Genomic DNA, 17,607 nt, shown 5'->3' on the forward strand with positions numbered 1-17,607 from the left:
GCGCTCAAAGTTGCAAGCACTTGTGAGCGCTATTCATTAATGCAGCTTGCGTGACGGTGTCACATATTTGAGCGTAAAGATTGCGTTCACATCCCACGACGATCGACGTTGCTAGCGACTAACCACAGAAGCGCGGTGACAAACCAGCCAATCACCCACGACACATCATTACCGGCAAAAATCCAGGTTAACGAACCGTGATGCAGCGGGTTATCAATAAATGGCAACTGTACCAGCACGCCACAGAAGTAAACAATAATGCCTGCCCAGTTCCAGCGGCCATAACGTCCATTGGGTTGTGAAAGCGCCGGCACATCAACTTTTCCTTTGGTAATCAAATAGAAATCCGTCAGACTAATGGCACTCCACGGCACAAAAAAGGCCAGTAAGAACAGCAGGAAATGGGTGAAGGATTTCAGGAAAGCCGGTTCGCTAATCAGCGCAATGACGCAAGAAATCGTCACCATCAAGACGACAAAAACAATGCGACCACCACGGCTCAACGCCGTTTTCTGACGGAAACCAGAAACGATGGTGGTGAGCGACATAAAACTGCCGTAGGCGTTTAACGTGGTAAAGGTGATTTTGCCGAAGCAAATGGCGAAATAGATCACCATCGCCATAGTTGCGCTGCTGCCTAAACTGACAATATAGCCAACCTCGTTGCCAGAAAAAGCCTTGCCGGCAATGGCTGCAACGATGACACCTAACGTCATTGATGCCTGTGTACCTAAAACGGTGCCAAAAAACACGCAGCTAAACAGTTTCTTTGCCGAGACATTCGCCGGTAAATAGCGCGAATAGTCAGAGACATACGGACAAAAAGCAATCTGCCATGACGACGACAGCGAAACGGCAAGCAAGAAGTTAGCGACCGTGAAATGCTGGTTTTGCCACAACGCGGAAAGATCATGGGTTGAGAGCAACGTGACAAACAGGTAAACGAAGGCGAGGACGCCAATTACGCTGGCCACTTTACCGAGCTTGTGAATCACGCGATATCCCAGCACCGCGATGACGACGATAATCGCACTGAAAAGGATCATGCCTAAAGCATTGCTGGTATTGATCAGCCTGGCGAGCGCCTGTCCGGCCAATACTGTGCCGCTGGCAGAGAATCCGACATACATGATGCAAACCAACACTAACGGAATCACCGCACCATAAACGCCAAACTGCATGCGGCTGGTGATCATTTGCGGCAGTCCGAGGCGCGGGCCCTGAATCGCATGCAGTGACATAATCACCGCGCCAATCACTTGCCCAACCAGCAAGCCGATTATCGACCACACTACGTCACCGCCCAATACCACGGCCAGCGCGCCGGTCACAATGGCGGTAATCTGCAGGTTGCCACCAAACCACAGGGTGAACTGGCTAAAAGGATGTCCGTGGCGTTCGCTCGGAGGAATGAAATCAATGGATCGCGTTTCTGACAGGCGCTGTTTCTCTGCGCCGGCGTAATCTGCTGCAGGTGATTCGGCTGACATAGTTTCCTCGCTGAAGCGTCTAAAAGTGGGGAATTATTGTTAGTGTGAGGTGAACTCTCTTGGTGGTACATGTATATACATGTAGCGATATTGTCATGCAGAATAGAAAGTTACAATACGATCAGCCATTGGAAAATGTGATGACGTTGGCAAGGTTAGGAAGTGATGAGAAGTACAGCACAGCGGAAATATGGGACGTTAAGATGACGTCGCTACGTGAATTCTGTAAAAAGAGCAGGGGAATAACAGCTGAGAATTCACGTAGCGCTGCCTGGTTTATCGGCAAAAATTACTTATCCCGGCCGATTGTCCAGGGGTTTGGCGCTGAATCATCTGGCTTATCGCCAGCAAAATCATCCAGCGAATCCAGATACAGTGCCTCAACTTCGGCACGCGCCCAAGGCGTACGGCGCAAAAATTTCAGGCTCGATTTAACGCTAGGATCGCTTTTAAAGCAGTTGATATTAATAAGCTTACCCAGTTCGGCCCAACCGTAATGGGCGACCAGCGCATTAATTTGCATCTCAAGCGTAATGCCGTGCAAGGGATCTTTGGAGCGATGATCGTTCATAGGAAATCCTTAAAATGTTGACGGCAAAGGTTACAAGAAAGCCACGCAGGCGGCAATGGTGCGATCTTCATTGCCGTTAAATGCTGTACACTTGTTGCCAGAAAATCACTATTGGACGGTACGCTATGAACGACAAGAAAATGATTTCCATCGATCAATTCAATCTGAGTGAACGCGTTGCAGTAGAGGACGCGTTTAAAGGGTTGATGGAGAAGTATCGCCAGCGCACCGGCAAAGAGCCGGATGCAAAGAAAGAGAAAGAGTTCACGGCGGAAGCCCGGCAGCAGATTATGACGACGAAACTGGCCAAAGAGAAAGCGCTGGCTGAAAAGGCCAGGAAAACACCGACGCGCCGGAAGAAACCTGAATCGTTGAAAGAAAGTGAAGTGAGCGATTTCAACTGGAAGGCATCAGTGATTAAAGGGCGCAGATAACGACGTTGTTGCCACAAATTTCATTCAACAGTCCGGTAACCGGGTTATAGCGGTTTACGGATTGTTGTTGGATAGTCGTAAGAAAGCAGGTGATGAGCTGATGGTGATTTGGGTGCGCGCTTAGATACTTCATTTAACATAATATACATTATGCGCCCTTTGGTTGTAGGTGCTATTTGATAATGTCACTTTTTAGCTAGTTCATAATGTCACCCAGATACGGCGCTTTTGCCATCTTTTCTGGGAGATCTCTGCTGATGCTGGTGACCATGTCGAACAAAGAACTTCACCGTCTTCCCGTGATTCAGGCTGTTATCGAAAAACGCCTGCGTCGTTGTGATGCTGCTTCACAGTTGCAGCTCACTGAACGTCAGGTTCAGCGGTTGATGAAACGCTATCGCGAGTTCGGCGCTGCCGGGCTGACGAACGCGCGTCGCGGTAAACCTGGCACCCACCGGATTAATGATGCGCTGCGCTGCCAGATACTGACGCTGCTACGCGAAAATTACGTCGGTTTCGGCCCCACACTTGCCGCAGAAAAGCTCCAGCAGCGTCACGGGATTGCGATCTCAGTTGAAACACTACGATGCTGGATGACTGCTGACGGACTCTGGATCCCGCACGCTCGCCGTCAGCCTCGAGTTTATCAGCCTCGTCACCGGCGTGACTGTCTCGGCGAACTTATCCAGATCGACGGCTCTCACCATGACTGGTTCGAAGGCCGCGCACCAAAATGCTGTCTGCTGGTTTACATTGATGACGCAACCGGTCGTCTGATGCACCTGCGCTTCTGCCAGAGTGAATCAGCTTTTGATTACATGATGGCCACGCGCGATTACATCGATAAACACGGCAAGCCGGTGGCGTTTTACAGCGATAAGCACGCAGTATTTCGCGTCAGCCAGGCCGAAACACGACGTACTGGCATGACGCAGTTCGGACGCGCGCTGCACGAGCTGAACATTGATCTTATCTGTGCCAACAGCTCACAGGCCAAAGGCCGGGTCGAACGCGCTAACCTGACGCTGCAGGATCGGCTGGTTAAGGAGATGCGGCTGGAGAACATCATCGGCATTGATAACGCCAACGCCTGGATTGAAACGTTCATCAGCGACTTCAACCGCCGCTTTGCCAGACCGGCAAAATACCCCAAAAACCTGCATCGAACTGTTACAGAGAGTGGTCCGGAGCTGGACGATGTCTTCGCCTGGCAGACACTGCGCACGCTCTCAAAATCACTGACTTTTCAGTACGATAAAATCATATATCTTGTAGAACCTACGGAGGAAAACTCACGCATTGCCGGAGAGAAAATCCTTGCTTTTGATTATCCGGACGGCACGCTCGCATTTCGCCACGGCAGCAGAATCTTGGAATATCAGATGTTCGACAAGCTGGAGTGCATCAGCCAGGGGCGCATCGTTGAAAACAAAAGGCTGGGCGCGGTGCTGAAGCTCGCGCAGGAAAAGCAGGATGAACTGGAGGCCGCAGGAAAGAGAAAACGCAGCCGTCATATGCCTAAGAGACAGGCGCAGGTTCAGGAACAACTCAGGGCAATCAATCCTGTACTGGCTGAGCCGTCACTCTTTAAATCCAGCCTGAAAAAATGAGCTCTCTGCCCTTTTCTCTTCATCAGAAAAGAGCACAAAGTGACATTAACAAATGGGAAATCAGGGTGACATTATCAACAGGGATAGACATTGGTTTGTAACGGCTAAATTCAGATGTCCGCCTCGAAGATGCGGATATTTCGTTGGATTGGTTATGTTGAGATCCTCAGATGCTGACGCTGCTAAGCGAAATCCCCAAACTACACAACGGTTGAAAACTAAGGTAACTGAAGATTTGTGGCTTTTCGCTGCCGCTGCTCGCCAATGACGGAAAATAACCCACCCGCCATCACCAGCGCCGCACCCGCAAAGGTATTAATCCCCGGTAATGCTCCGAGGAACATAAAGCCAATCAATACTGACCAAATCAGCGTGGTGTAATCAAATGGTGCAAGCAATGAAGCGTCTGCATATCGCAGACTGAGCGTCAGAAGGATTTGCGTAATTCCACCAAACAAACCGCAGCCGACGAGTAACAGCAGTTCACGGCTATCAGGCATTTTCCAACCGGCAGCGAGGGTAAGCAGTGATGTTGAAGCGGTCATGACCGCAAACCAGAAAGCGATGGCACCGGGTTTTTCTGTTTTATTTAGAAAGCGGATTTGTATCGATGCTCCCGCAGTACATACCGCGGCGGCGATTGCCAGCATCACGCCTGCAGAAGAAGCAAAACTGATTGAGGAACCGGAAAAAGCGATCAGGCCTGAAAGCATCACCACAATGCCCGCGAACCCTGTTAGCACCGCTATCCAACGATAAAATTTCACCCTTTCGCGCAGAATAATAGCTGCAAGAATAACGGTAAAAAGCGGTGCTGCGTAGTTAAGCACCGTGGCATCGGCCAGGGAAATGTAGAGTAGAGAGAGATAACTCAGGTACATGCCGCCAGTTCCTGCTAGCCCACGCAAAAAATGTCCTTTGACGTCTGAGGTCTTTATCCCCTCTTTCACCCCTCCTTGCAGTCGCAGCCAAAGTAGTAAAGGAAGCATGGCGAGAAACGAACGGAAAAAGATGACTTCGCCAACGGGCACGTTTCCGCCGAGGCCTTTAACACAGGCAAGCATCAGCGTTGAACTGAGTGCAGCCATAATTTTCATTGAGATGCCGGTTGAAACACTCATTACTTAATGTGGCCTGGAAATGTGTCGAGAAGAGTTGGATTAAGATACGTCAACAACCGCGAAATTCGTCACTTAATCATCGACCTTGCACGGCATTATATTTCTTAAGCGGTGGGAACAGACGGCTAACAGGGTAAAAAAAAGCCGCCCTTGAGCGACTTTTTTACAAGTTAATCATTTAAAGCGGTAATCAAATACGCCCATTACTTTATTTTTGCCAACACTTATCATGTGGCCGTCATTAAATTAACGGCTCACTTCATGACCAATTAAACCACCGATGGCTGCGCCGCCGAGCGTGCCGAAGGTGCTGCCGCCGGTTAAAACCGCCCCGCCTACCGCACCGACGCCAGCGCCAATCGCGGTGTTTCGGCCACGATGCGACATACCGCAGGCGGTCACAGAAAACATCACCAACATAACCATAGCAATTTTACAGCTGCGTTTTAAAAGCATACAAAGCCTCACTGCCATTATTTTATGGCATGCAAAAGTGTTTATTTGATTGTTGTTAAAATACCCAATCTGTAATGACTGGCACTGCTCGTCGGCGTGAATTTAAGGTGTTTTGGTATCAGGCGGAAGGTAAAAATTCTTATTTAATGGTGGTACTGGCGCGCAGAGAATCGTGCTTAATGTCAGGTGCGCACGGATGCGCACCTGGTGACTTGTTTAACGCTGATCTTCGGCCATGACGTTGCCGTTGATGGTCATCGGCACGCCATCCAGCGACAGCGAACAGTTTCTTAGAGGGATATCAAGATGGCACGGGGTATCGCGCGTTCCGCCCGCTTCGGTATTCGGGCCGCTGGAGAACAGGAAGTTTCCGGCGAAGGCACGTGCATCCATGCCGATGGTGGCTTGACGATCGTACAAGCCTAGTGTGCTCCAGTGGGCGCGCGTCATTAATCCCCAGCCTACATGTGCCATGGCGTAGGCTTCTGGATCGTTGAATGAATCCATAAAATTACGCATAAACTCCGCGTCAAAGCCGCCCTCAATACTGCGGATGTAACCTTCCTCGATAATCAACGTGACCGGCTCGCGCGCGTAACGTTTGAACGGCAACAGGATATCGCCGCTATCAATAACAATTTTACCATTTGAGCTGCCCTCATTTGGCCAGCGGGCGATGAAGCAACTTGGCCAGTGATCCCACTTACCCGGCGCATCGGAGAAGCCATATTGGGTTAACACCGGATAATCGCCCAAAGCGCAGCTAAAGTGGGTACCCGCCGTTGAGGTTACCGTCATGGTCTTCGCCTGCTGCAGCTGTTGGGTTGCAGCCAATGCACGCTGTTTATCGGCCAGAGTGGGCAGCAAACGCAACAGAATTTCCGGCGGTTCAACCGCCAGCAGCATGCGCGTATTGGCTTTGAGAATTTCTTCCTGCTCTGGCGAAAACAGCAGCAGCATTGTATCGATAATCAGATCGCTGCTTTTTAGCGCATTCAGCGCCACGGTGTTGGTTTCCAGTGCCGTTTTACCAACATAACCCGATTTATCCGGGCTCAGCGCCTTTTCGCCGTTCATCGGTGGCAGCATCAAACGCGTGACGACACCCCCCAATAACCCACAGGCAATTTCGCAGGTATTCACTACCTGAGGATGCGAATCGGTGCTGGTGAGAATGGTGACCTGCTCGCCCGCCTTTAATTGACACAAGTTCAAAACATGCTGCCAACCTTTTACTAAGTCGCTATCACTTACAGCCATCTTATGCTCCTCGTGCAGATGAGATTCAGGCGATGCCAGGCGCCGCCAGAGAGAAATATTGACGATCAAAATGCAGTAACGGTGGATGTGCATGACCAAAGCGAATCGCTTCAACTGCACCAAAAAATACGCTATGTGTGGAGGTCTGCACGCGTTCTGCAATGCGGCAGTCGAGATTCACTAAGGCATCATCCAGCGCCGGTGCGCCGCTGGCGAGTTCGCTCCAGTCTGCATGATGAAAGCGCTCACTGGGAGGGACGCCCGCCTGACCGGCAAAGATATCCGCCAGAAAGCGTTGGTCGGCATTTAACACGTTGACGCAAAAGGACCCGTTCTCCAGTATGGCGCGATGCGCTTCGCCAAAATGGTTGACGCAGATCAGCACCATCGGTGGCGTCACCGTCAGGCTACATACCGCCGAGGCGGTCATCCCGCGGCGCCCTTCTCCTTTGCCGGTAGTAATAATGTTTACCGCCGTAGCTAACTGACGCATGGCACTTTTAAACTGCTCTTCCAGGGGTATTTCATTGGTTGTCATTTCAGTTCCTCTCGTTCCCAGCCGGGTAACCGGCGCAGTTGCCGCACAAAAAAAGGCGCGCCCAATACCACCACAAACATGCGCACGGTTTGTAACGCCAGTACAAAGGTCACATCAACGTGGCTGGCAATCGCCACAATCGCCACGGAGTCGATGCTGCCTGGCACAGTCGCCAGAAACGCCGTCAGGAGATCGACGTTCATCAAATAGCTGAGCAGCAGTGAAAAGAGTGCGCTGAGTGCAATCAACGCCAGTGAAGCCAGGAGCGCCAGCGGTATCATGCGAATCAGGCGCAGCAGAATTTCGCGCGTGAACTTAAGTCCCACCTCCAATCCGATGGCGGCAAACGCCAGATTCAGCACCCAGCTGGGCAGCGTCATATGATAGACATCGCTAGCGCTCAGCAGCGCGCCTACGATCAGCGGCACCATCATCGCTGCCGCCGGTAAAAAACGGAGGTAACGCGTTGCCAGCGGCCCAAGTGCGGCAATGGCCAGCGTACTGCCTAAGGCGCTGAGGGCAATTGGTGTAAAGCTGAACAAGCTCGCACTGCTGATCACGGTGGCGGGCGTCGCGAAAAGATGGGATACCAGCGTTACGGCCAACACCACTGAAGCGAGTCGGATGTATTGCACCAACGCCACCACCCGTCCATCGGCGTTACGTTCATAAGCAATTATCACCATGGCGCTCGACATACCGGGCATAGCGGCCCATATCGCCGTTTCTGCCGACACATTGCCGAAATAGCGAAGTGCCCAACTGATCGAAAATGAAAATAACAGCGTGGCGGATACCGACAGCAATAAGATCGGCCAGTTACTGATGACCGAGAGCAAAATCACGGGCGTTAAATTGGTGGCAATCAAGCAACCGGCCACCCCTTGCGCCAGCAGAAACACCGGCCGCCATAAGCGGCGCTCATTGCCGCTCACAGCAAAACAGACGCCGGCCAGCATGGAACCTAACAGTGCGGCAGCCGGGAAGTTGATCAGCGTCAGCAACTGAGAAATGGCAGCAGCCAGCACAAAGAGGCCGCCCCACTGAATCAGTTGATTACTGCGTGAAGGCGAAACAGCTGACGCAGTGAGTTTCATACCACCCCTGTAAAATCCTGATTAACCGCTAAATGGTCTTCGATCCACGCTGCGCCGTGCAGCAGACGCGCATCGTCGCCAATGCGACCCACCAGTTGAATGCCTACCGGTAAGCCTTTGGGGCCACGCGTGGCCGGGACGGTAATGCACGGCGTATGCAGCAGTGTCCAGACCTGGTTAAAGGCCGGATCGCCAGTAGCGGCTAATCCTGCTGGTGCTTCACCGGGCGCCGCCAGCGTCAAAATCAGGTCGAAATCTGCCATCAGACTCTGCATCCTGTGACGCCACTCGCTGAGTGCCGCTTGCGCCTGCTGATACTGCGCAAAGGTGGATTTCGCTTTGAAATCGAGAAAACGGCGGGTGACATCACTGATTTCACTGCGACGATGCTCGAATGCCAGCGCATGCGCCACTTCCCACCCCATCACCGCATCGTGCATAGCGAACAGGTGCTCGAAATGGGGCGGCGTGGCGATATCACTCACGTGCGCGCCGGCAGCGGCCAATTGCGAGGCAGCAAACTCCACCGCCGATTGTGATTCACTCTGCGCCTGCGCCCAGTTTGAAGAACGGAACACGGCAATGCGCGGAGCTGCAGACGCCTCTGCCACGTTCAACGCTGGTTGGCTGGCTAACACCGCGCTGGCAAAGCCTGCATCACGCACGTTACGGGTAATCACACCAATGGTGTCCAGCGAATGCGCCAGCACTTTGGCACCGGTGCTATTAATGGTGCCGAAACTCGGTTTGTATCCCACCACCCCGCAATAAGAGGCCGGACGAATAATCGAACCAGAAGTCTGCGTACCGTAAGCCACCTGCGCCATATTAGCGGCGACGGCCGCGCAGGAACCGCTCGATGAACCGCCCGGCGTGTGTGCGGGATTATGCGGATTACGGGTTTGATTCGGGCTGGCCATGGCAAATTCGGTAGTGACGGTTTTACCCATGATCACGGCATCAGCGCGGCGCGCCAATGCCACACAACTGGCATCCCACGCGGGATGAAATCCGCGGTACAGTGCCGAACCGTAGCCGGTCGCGAGGTCGACGGTATCAATCACATCTTTAACCCCGATCGCCACGCCCGCGAGTGCGCCTTTTTCTCGTCGTGCATCAAGCGCTTGTGCCGCTTGTAATGCCTGTTCATTGGCTAAGGTTTCCCACGCTAAAATAGCCGGTTCGCGGCGCGCAATATGTGCCTGACGCACTTCAATTGCCGCGCTGGCGGTTAATTCACCCAATTGCACTTTGGACGCCACTTCACGGGCCGTTAGCGCCAGAATGGCCTGCTCAGACAGAGACATGGGAACTCCTGTTAAAGGGGGGGCGACGATGGAACCAGGGCTGCGCCTGTTCGAGTTGACCGGCGAGCGAAAACAGCGTGGTTTCATCACCAAATGCCGCGCCAAAATGGACGCCGATGGGTAATCCCGCGCTCGACATACCTAGCGGAACGCTCATCGCCGGGCAGCCAGCGGCATTGAATACGCAGGTAAAGGGACCGTGCTGCCAGAAGTGTTGATAGAAAGCATCAAGATCCTCGGTATCACCGTGCATCACACCCAGTAACGGCGCGACTTCGCTGGTGACCGGCGACAGCAGAATGTCGTATTGACTGAAGAACTGTCCCATGGCGCGGGCGCAGGCGTGTAGTTGGTTTACCGCCCACAAATAGTCGGTACCGCGCCAGTTAAGCCCTTCTCTGATCCACTGCTGGTTAACCGGCTCTAGGCGCGACAGCGGATCGCTGATGCCGCGCGCCGCGGCAAAACTGTTCATGCCATTGGCAACGTTGACGCCCAAAATAATGCGCCAGGCGCGCATCAAGGCTTCGGCATCGTAGCGACATTCAGCCGGTTCAACCTGATGGCCCAACGTGCTGCATAAGTTGGCCGCTTGGTTAACCGCCTGCAAAATCTCGGGATCGATGGGATTCCCCAACGGCGAACGGCTAATCAACCCAATACGAAGCGGGCGCGGCGCCTGGCTTACGGCCTGAAGGTAACTGTGTGGGCTGGCGGGAGCAGCATAAGGATCGCCGCGATCTGCGCCCGAACTGATATCCAATAGCGCGGCATTATCGCGGACCGACCAGCTCACGGCGTGTGGCGTCGACATCCCCGCAATCGCTTCAACCGCTACCGGGCCAAGCGGATTGCGCATGCGGCTGGGTTTAAAACCAAACAGGCCGCAATGTGACGCCGGAACGCGTGTGGAACCGGCTCCGTCAGAGGCATTGGCCAGCGGCATCCATCCGGCAGCGACCGCCGCCGCCGAGCCGCCGGAGGATCCTCCTGGTGTTCGCGAGAGATCCCAGGGATTGCGCGTAGCACCGTAAGCCAGAGGCTCGGTGGTAAAACTCAAGGCAAACTCCGGGGTGTTTGATTTGCCGAGCAGCAGCAATCCCGCCCGGCGATAACGCGCAATCAGCGTGCTGTCCTGCGAAGAGACCACGTCACTGAATAAGTGCGAACCACTGGATAAAGGCTGGCCGTTGACCTCAAAACCGGTGTTTTTGATCAGCATCGGCACACCAGCAAACGGACCATCGGGTAAACCCTGCCGCAGCTGCTGGCGCGCCTGTTCCCATGCGGGATGCACCACCGCATTCAGCGTAGGATTACCCTGTTCACACAGGCCGATCGCGGTTTCCAGCACTTCTTCTGCACTGACCTGCCGCTGACGAATCAGCGCAGCCAGTCCCAGACCGTCATAGTCTGCATAGTTGTTAAACATGCGATTCTCCGTTACCCGTCAGTGACGTGTGGCCGCCAAACAGGGCGACCCTGCGGCTGCATTACGCCAAACCGGCGAGCTTCTTCACCTGGTCAACAAAGACATCGCGTTTTACTTCTTCATACAGGCGCGCACGCAGGCGCGGTGCCGGGCTGGAGTTCACGTTTTCGAACAGCGCCACGCGCCCTGCCAGGGAGCTGGTGGTCATATCCCAGATAAAGTTCATTAATTGCTCTTTCTCCATCGCGCTGGCACCGTGACCCACCAACAAGTCGTGCAGGTAATGGCCAATATCTGGATTGTCGAACGCGGCTTTGCCAAAGCGCATCACCAAACCCTGTCCGCACATCTCCTGCAAAATATGGATGATGCGTGGATAGTGCTGGATCGAATAGAGGCGCCCCGCCGTTAACATGCCGACATCCGGAGCCATCACTTCGCCCTCGGTCATTTGCGCTTTGGCTTCGGCGGCATAGACGAAGGCGCGCAGCGTCTGCGCATACTCAATCAGTTCCCCGAGCATCGCCTGCACCGCAGGAATGCGACCGGTGCCGAGCACATCCAGCACCAATTGTCCGGCCCCGACAAACAGCTCGGCCTTCACTGCCAGACGCGTCAGCACGTGCCAGTGGGCAAAGGTACAAACCGGGCCGTAATATTGCATGGCCGTAGGATCGCCGAGATTGAAAATACGGTCAGTCGGCACAAACACGTTATCAAAGATGATGAACTGATCGGCCTCCTCGCCCAGTCGCGCGATGGGATGGTCAAAGGGATCGGCTTGCGGATGCGACACCATTTCACGTGAAATCATGCGAATGCCGTCGGAATTAATGGGGATGGAACCCCAAATACAGGCTTCCGCGGGCGTTTCCTGGATGCCGCCTAGGTTGGTAAAGAAGATTTCATTGGCCTGCGCCGCAATCGAGCCGACGGTTTTTGCACCGGAGACGCGTATGCCGCCGCGTTCAATGCTTTTCACCCTTAGCAGTGACGCTTCACCCGCTTTCGGAGAGGAGCGATCGGTTTGCGGACCGGTCAGGCTTTCGGATGCAGTAAGGTTATTGTCGCGACCATAAGCGAGATAGCGCTCAATGTTTTCAGCGAAATCCGGCTGGCAGCCATCGAAGGTGGATTTTTTAGCTTTAAAGGTGGGCAGATAGGCATATAAACCCACCGCAATTGCCGGAGCCAAATCCGGCGGACGACCAAAGGTGCCGCCGGTTTTCAGCGAGGTGTACTCAATCATCTTACGACGATCCTGCAATTCGCTAATGGTGCGAGGGATTTGCCAGGAGCGGCTGTAGACATCGCCAGTCACGCTGTCGGTGACGGTGGTGGCGTCGGCATGTTCTGCGGTGAACTGGTCATCAAACATCGATGCCAATAGGTCGACACCCGCAGCAAGCGCCGGCTCATCCGTGACTTTCTCCAGTTTTTTGCCGTTAACCCATAACTGGCGACCATCATCTAACGAAGCTTTGAACTCCGCGCCGGTTTTCAGTTTTTGTTGTGCTACGCCTTTCAACATCGCTTCCACTGGCTACCCCCTGAGTTTGAGAATCTGTCACGCCGCAAAGACCTCTTCACGACGGGTCGAACAGTTAAACCAATTACTCAACCATTTCCGGGTTTCCTCTGGTGTTGGCGATCCCGGTGATGCCAGAAAAACATAACAGCACAAACATTTCAACCATTAAAATTGGTTGTGGGGTGATTGGTTAATCGTGAAATTGACTGCGTAAAATGCTGAAATAACAGCGGTGAAAGCCGATGCGACCTGTGATTAATACGTTGAAATTAATAGATATAAATTTTTTTGGTTTAATGTTTGAATCTTATAGATATCCCCTGTGCCGCTTTCCGTCACTGGAAATTAGTATGACCTGCAGACGAGTGATAACCAAATGATATGGTTCAACCAAAAATATTGGTTGCATATTGGTTGTGTGAATAGCTTAATGAAATGCACCGGTGTAAGGGTGGTGCGCGTAACAACGCAACCCTGTGATTACACTGTGCATTCCGTTAATCATTTGTGCGGAGGAGAGAATGGCGGCAAAACAGTATGCAACATCAACGGGAAGCCTGGCATTGCGTGGTTTTATCTCCAGCGCGACAGGCAAAGGTAAGCGAGTGCGGTCGCAACTGGCGACGATCGGGCAGCGTAAATTGATAGCGCGTCTGCCAACTGGCACCCTGCTGGCCGCACCAAAATCGCTGTACTGGCATGCGATCCTGATGCTGATTAAGGATAAACACCTCGCCGCTGCCGCTGTTTTTCCACAGCGTGGTGTGCAGGGATTTGCCAGGCGTAACCTCCCCCAATGCCACCGAATACCAATGGGCGGTCGCCACCTCACACGACAACGCTTGTTTGCCCTGGTTATTAATGGCGATAACAAACTTATCCAGTCCTTGCGTTCCCCTTGCCACATGCAGCGTTTCCTGTGCCCACAGCGGAGCGGAAATAATAACAGCAAAACTTATTAGCCACTGAATTCGCATCATTGATCTCGTCGTAATTAAAGTGATGAGTTAACAAAGTGAATATTTATTTAATTTAACCTGATGTCAACAACAATTAATGAGGAATGCCATGATGAGAAGTTGGCAATTAGTTCGCTCCGCGCTGTTTATCAGTTTATTTTATTGCGTCAGCAGCCAGGCTGCCGATATTAAATCCATTGCGATACTCTCTCCCGAGCCGGGAACAGATTTTGGCTGGAACCAGCAAGGCATTGATGCCGCTAAAGCCGCCGGGGAAAAACAGGGTGTGAAAGTGATGGTGGCAGAAAATTTGAGTTACGGCGATGTGCGTCCGGCGATGCGCGATTTGATCGACGATGGCGCTCAGCTGTTGATTGCGCACGCCAGCGGCTACAACCAAGCCGCGCCAGAGATTGGTGCGCAGAACAACGTGCCAGTGGCAGTGACTGACAGTCCAGCTGCACTGAAATCCGGTTTGGTGGCTGATTACACCGTCAGTGGCCATGAAGGCGCGTATCTGGCGGGCGTGCTGGCGGCGAAAATGAGCCGCAGCGGTACGCTCGGCATGGTGGTCTCGGGCGAACCGCCTTCATGGAATGCGCAATCAAATGCTTTTATTCGCGGTGCCCGCGCAACTAACGAGCAGATTAAAATCCGTTACGCGGTGATCGGCCCTGCCGCTTATAGCGATGCGGCGGGCGGCAAACGCGTCACCGCGTCGGTGATTGCCGCCGGTGCAGATATCATCTTTGGTCAGGGTAATGGTTCCAGCTTTGGCATGTTGCAGGCCGTTGAAACCGCCAAAGCCGCCGATGGCGGAAAAGTCTATTTCATCGACGTGATTGGCGATAAATCAAAAATAGATAAAGGCAATTTATTAAGTTCGGTGTTATGGAACCTCACGCCGGTATTTAGTGCCATGATTACCGACTTAAAAGCCGATAAATATGGCAGCCACAACTACAAAACCTCATTAGCCGATGGTTCCATCAGCTTATTAAAGACCGATCATATTCCTGGGGATATTTGGCAGAGCGTTGAACAAATCAAGCAACAAATTATTGCCGGCACAATAAAAGTGCCGGCGGAATATGATGCTAAATCGCTGCATGATTTATTGAACAGCGGAAAATCCTAAATCGATTCAATTACCGGAGCCCATTATGAGTGATATCGCGCCCGTGCTGTCGGTTAAGCAGATTACCAAACGATTTCCCGGCATTGTCGCCAACGATCAGGTCGATTTCGCCTTGTGGCCGGGAGAAGTTCATGTGTTGCTGGGTGAAAACGGCGCGGGAAAATCGACGCTGGTGAGTATGCTCGCCGGCCTGTTGCAGCCTGATGAAGGCAGCATCACGCTGGCTGGCGAGCAGCAAAGCATTCACTCGCCACAGCGGGCGCTGGACTTGGGTATCGGCACGGTGTTTCAACACTCCATGATGGTGCCTTCCCTTTCGGTGGTCGATAACTTTGTGCTGGGCGAACGTTGGTGGAAGCGCCCGCCGCGCGCGCGTTTTGCCCAGGAAATTGCGCGCGTCAGCAAAGAGATTGGCGTGCAGGTCAATCCTTATGCGACCGCCGGTTCGCTGTCACTCGGCGAGCAGCAGCAGGCTGAAATCGTGCGCACGCTGCTCCGCGGCAGCCGGGTGCTGATTCTGGATGAGGCCACCGCGATGCTTACACCGCAGAATGCCAGCGAACTGGGGCAGCTCATGCGACGTCTGGTGGCGCAAGGGTTAGCGGTGGTGTTTATCACCCACAAATTAAATGAAGCGTTGGATTGGGGCGACCGCATTTCAGTGCTGCGCCTTGGCCGCAAAGTGGGCGAAATCACCCCCGATAGCTTGCGTGCGTTAAGCCGCGAAGAAGCCACGCGTCGGGTGGTGCAACTGATGTTTAATCTTGATGCGGCTCAGAGTCGTGAAGCCGAACACCGCGAGCGCAGCAGTAGCTGTCAGCACGATGCCAGTCCGGTGCTGGAAATCCATGCGCTGGAGGTTAATGACGCGCTGATGCCGGTGAGCCGCATTGAATTGCGCATTCGGCCCGGAGAAATCATCGGCGTGGCCGGTATTGATGGGAACGGGCAGAAACAGCTGGCTGAGGCGATTGCCGGACAGCGACCGCTCAGTAGCGGCCGCATCTGGCTGGATGGCACGTCCATTGAGAGCGACTCGATTGGTGAGCGGCGGCGACGCGGTCTGCGCTATGTCACCGATAATCGGTTGGGCGAAGGGACGGTGGGGACTTTTCCGGTTGCCACCAATCTGCTGCTCAAGCAGATCGGCGATCCCCCTTTCTGGCGCAACGGCATTGAGCAAACCGCTGCCATCGCCGAGTGGAGTCGCGTGCGCATTCGCGAGTACGACATTCGCGTACCGCAAACGGATACCCCGATTGGTAAGCTTTCGGGCGGCAATATTCAAAAAGCGGTGCTGGCACGCGAGTTGGGGGGCACGCCGCGCGCGGTCATCTTCTCCAAACCCACCTACGGCCTCGATTTACAAAATATTCGCTCAACGCGCCGGCGAATCCGCGAAACCGCTGAATCCGGCAGCGCCGTGATGCTGATTTCCACCGATTTGGAAGAGATTTTGGAACTCGCCGACCGCATCGCGGTGATGTCACAAGGCCAGATTGTTGGCGTGGTCGAAAACGATCCCCGCGCCCGCTCGCGCGTGGGTGAACTGATGAGTGGAGTACATTGATGAACAGTCAATCCGAACAAACCGGCTTGTCATCGCCAGCGGTGGTGCTGCCTTCGTGGACGAAAGTCTGGCTGATGCGTCTGGCCTATTCCGTGCTGCCGTTGCTGATTGCGCTGGCGATCACCGGCAGCCTGCTGCTGATGATGGGCGTTAACCCGCTGAAATATTACGCCTATATTGTGCGTAAAGGGCTGTTCACGCCGTCCGGTCTGGCTGCCACCTTGACGCGCATGGGGCCGCTGCTGCTGATCGCCGCCAGCCTGATTGTGGCGTTTCGCGCCGGGCTGTGGAATCTCGGCGGTGACGGGCAGTTTCTGCTCGGTGCAGTCACCTCTTCCGCGCTGGCTCCCGCACTGATTGGCTGGGGCGTGCCGGTCTGGCTTACGCTGCTGTTGGCGATGCTTGCCGCCGTGGTGGTCGGCGCTATCTGGGCGCTGTTGCCGGGCCTGTTGAAGGCGTGGCAAAACATCAATGAAATCATCACCACTATGATGATGTCGTTTTTGGGGATATCGCTGGCCAACGTACTGGTGAAGCTGGTGTTTTTTGATCCCAACACGACCGTGCCCCAGACCCGCACCTTGCCGTGGGAGGATCGCTTACCGGCGCTGTTTGGCAGCAATATCTCCTCTGGCTTACTGATTGGTTTAGTGGCGATTTTAGCGGTGCATTGGATGATGACGCGCAGCGCTTTCGGCCTGCAACTCCGCGTGGTGGGAGCCAATCCGCAGGCGGCAATTCATGCCGGAATCCCGGTGAGCCTACTGACGCTGGCGGTGTTTGCCCTGTCGGCGGCGCTGGCAGGATTAGGCGGCGCGGTAGAGATCATGGGCGTTCAAGGCAACGTACGTGCCGACTGGAATCCCGCTTACGGATTGGTGGTGGTTCCTCTGGTGTTTCTGGCGCGCTTTAACGGTTTTGGCACCATTGCGTTTGTCTTCCTGTTCTCAATGCTCTCCATCGGCAGCGAAAGCGCCGCCCGGCGCATGGATATTCCGAACCATTTCACCCTGGTGACGGTTGCCGTCTTGATGCTGGTACTGGGGTTAACCGAATGCGTTGAACAGCGTCAACGCCAGAAAAAGGGGTAGCA

Annotated in this window: 16 protein-coding genes; 5 read left to right on the forward strand and 11 right to left on the reverse strand. The window is 53.8% G+C overall.

What is annotated here, in order from left to right; translation table 11 throughout:
- Window positions 1-86 precede the first annotated feature (86 nt).
- Both ACRQ84_RS05360 and ACRQ84_RS05365 read right to left on the reverse strand, forming a co-directional pair.
- The gene (locus tag ACRQ84_RS05360; protein ID WP_483817381.1) at window positions 87-1,490 is read right to left on the reverse strand and encodes a purine-cytosine permease family protein; all 1,404 of its coding nucleotides are present in this window, start codon (window positions 1,488-1,490) and stop codon (window positions 87-89) included.
- Window positions 1,491-1,779: 289 nt separating this feature from the next.
- A complete protein-coding gene (locus ACRQ84_RS05365; protein ID WP_483817382.1) occupies window positions 1,780-2,061 on the reverse strand; it encodes a VF530 family protein in 282 nt (93 codons plus the stop codon).
- Window positions 2,062-2,186: 125 nt separating this feature from the next.
- On the opposite strand from ACRQ84_RS05365, the gene ACRQ84_RS05370 reads away from it, so the two are divergent.
- Both ACRQ84_RS05370 and ACRQ84_RS05375 read left to right on the forward strand, forming a co-directional pair.
- Window positions 2,187-2,495 (forward strand): hypothetical protein, encoded by a 309-nt coding sequence (locus ACRQ84_RS05370; RefSeq protein WP_483817383.1) that lies wholly within the window; start codon window positions 2,187-2,189, stop codon window positions 2,493-2,495.
- A gap of 269 nt (window positions 2,496-2,764) precedes the next feature.
- On the forward strand, window positions 2,765-4,105 hold the full coding sequence (locus ACRQ84_RS05375; RefSeq protein ID WP_483817890.1) for an ISNCY family transposase: 1,341 nt from the start codon (window positions 2,765-2,767) through the stop codon (window positions 4,103-4,105).
- A gap of 218 nt (window positions 4,106-4,323) precedes the next feature.
- On the opposite strand, the gene ACRQ84_RS05380 is transcribed toward ACRQ84_RS05375, so the two are convergent.
- The 9 genes from ACRQ84_RS05380 to ACRQ84_RS05420 all read right to left on the reverse strand — a co-directional run bounded on the left by ACRQ84_RS05380 (window position 4,324) and on the right by ACRQ84_RS05420 (window position 13,827).
- On the reverse strand, window positions 4,324-5,226 hold the full coding sequence (locus ACRQ84_RS05380; RefSeq protein WP_483817384.1) for a DMT family transporter: 903 nt from the start codon (window positions 5,224-5,226) through the stop codon (window positions 4,324-4,326).
- Window positions 5,227-5,472: 246 nt separating this feature from the next.
- Complete coding sequence (locus ACRQ84_RS05385) at window positions 5,473-5,682, reverse strand: glycine zipper 2TM domain-containing protein (protein WP_007888377.1); 210 nt, start codon at window positions 5,680-5,682, stop codon at window positions 5,473-5,475.
- 216 nt (window positions 5,683-5,898) lie between these two features.
- Window positions 5,899-6,942, reverse strand: coding sequence for a 2,5-dihydroxypyridine 5,6-dioxygenase NicX family protein (locus tag ACRQ84_RS05390; protein WP_483817385.1), 1,044 nt, complete (start codon window positions 6,940-6,942; stop codon window positions 5,899-5,901).
- A 25-nt stretch (window positions 6,943-6,967) separates the two neighbouring features.
- Window positions 6,968-7,480, reverse strand: coding sequence for a flavin reductase (locus tag ACRQ84_RS05395; RefSeq protein WP_483817386.1), 513 nt, complete (start codon window positions 7,478-7,480; stop codon window positions 6,968-6,970).
- Window positions 7,477-8,577 (reverse strand): AbrB family transcriptional regulator, encoded by a 1,101-nt coding sequence (locus ACRQ84_RS05400; protein WP_483817387.1) that lies wholly within the window; start codon window positions 8,575-8,577, stop codon window positions 7,477-7,479. The genes ACRQ84_RS05395 and ACRQ84_RS05400 overlap by 4 nt, the downstream gene beginning before the upstream one ends.
- Entirely contained in the window at window positions 8,574-9,884 is a 1,311-nt protein-coding gene (locus ACRQ84_RS05405; protein WP_483817388.1) for an amidase, read from the reverse strand. The genes ACRQ84_RS05400 and ACRQ84_RS05405 overlap by 4 nt, the downstream gene beginning before the upstream one ends.
- Entirely contained in the window at window positions 9,871-11,316 is a 1,446-nt protein-coding gene (locus ACRQ84_RS05410) for an amidase (RefSeq protein WP_483817389.1), read from the reverse strand. Before ACRQ84_RS05410 ends, ACRQ84_RS05405 begins: the two co-directional genes overlap by 14 nt.
- Before the next feature lie 61 nt (window positions 11,317-11,377).
- Window positions 11,378-12,847, reverse strand: a complete 1,470-nt coding sequence (locus ACRQ84_RS05415; RefSeq protein WP_483817891.1) for a 4-hydroxyphenylacetate 3-hydroxylase N-terminal domain-containing protein — start codon at window positions 12,845-12,847, stop codon at window positions 11,378-11,380.
- 545 nt (window positions 12,848-13,392) lie between these two features.
- Window positions 13,393-13,827 (reverse strand): hypothetical protein, encoded by a 435-nt coding sequence (locus ACRQ84_RS05420; protein WP_483817390.1) that lies wholly within the window; start codon window positions 13,825-13,827, stop codon window positions 13,393-13,395.
- An 88-nt stretch (window positions 13,828-13,915) separates the two neighbouring features.
- On the opposite strand from ACRQ84_RS05420, the gene ACRQ84_RS05425 reads away from it, so the two are divergent.
- Genes ACRQ84_RS05425 through ACRQ84_RS05435 form a run of 3 tightly spaced genes read left to right on the forward strand, consistent with a single transcriptional unit; the run spans window position 13,916 to window position 17,605 of the window.
- On the forward strand, window positions 13,916-14,944 hold the full coding sequence (locus ACRQ84_RS05425) for a putative B6 ABC transporter substrate-binding protein (RefSeq protein ID WP_483817391.1): 1,029 nt from the start codon (window positions 13,916-13,918) through the stop codon (window positions 14,942-14,944).
- A gap of 25 nt (window positions 14,945-14,969) precedes the next feature.
- Window positions 14,970-16,514, forward strand: a complete 1,545-nt coding sequence (locus ACRQ84_RS05430) for a putative B6 ABC transporter ATP-binding protein (RefSeq protein ID WP_483817392.1) — start codon at window positions 14,970-14,972, stop codon at window positions 16,512-16,514.
- Window positions 16,514-17,605 (forward strand): putative B6 ABC transporter permease subunit 2, encoded by a 1,092-nt coding sequence (locus ACRQ84_RS05435; protein WP_483817393.1) that lies wholly within the window; start codon window positions 16,514-16,516, stop codon window positions 17,603-17,605. The genes ACRQ84_RS05430 and ACRQ84_RS05435 overlap by 1 nt, the downstream gene beginning before the upstream one ends.
- The last annotated feature ends 2 nt before the right edge of the window (window positions 17,606-17,607 follow it).

Source organism: Pantoea sp. E2023-21 (genome assembly GCF_051302795.1).
Lineage (GTDB): Bacteria > Pseudomonadota > Gammaproteobacteria > Enterobacterales > Enterobacteriaceae > Pantoea > Pantoea ludwigii_A.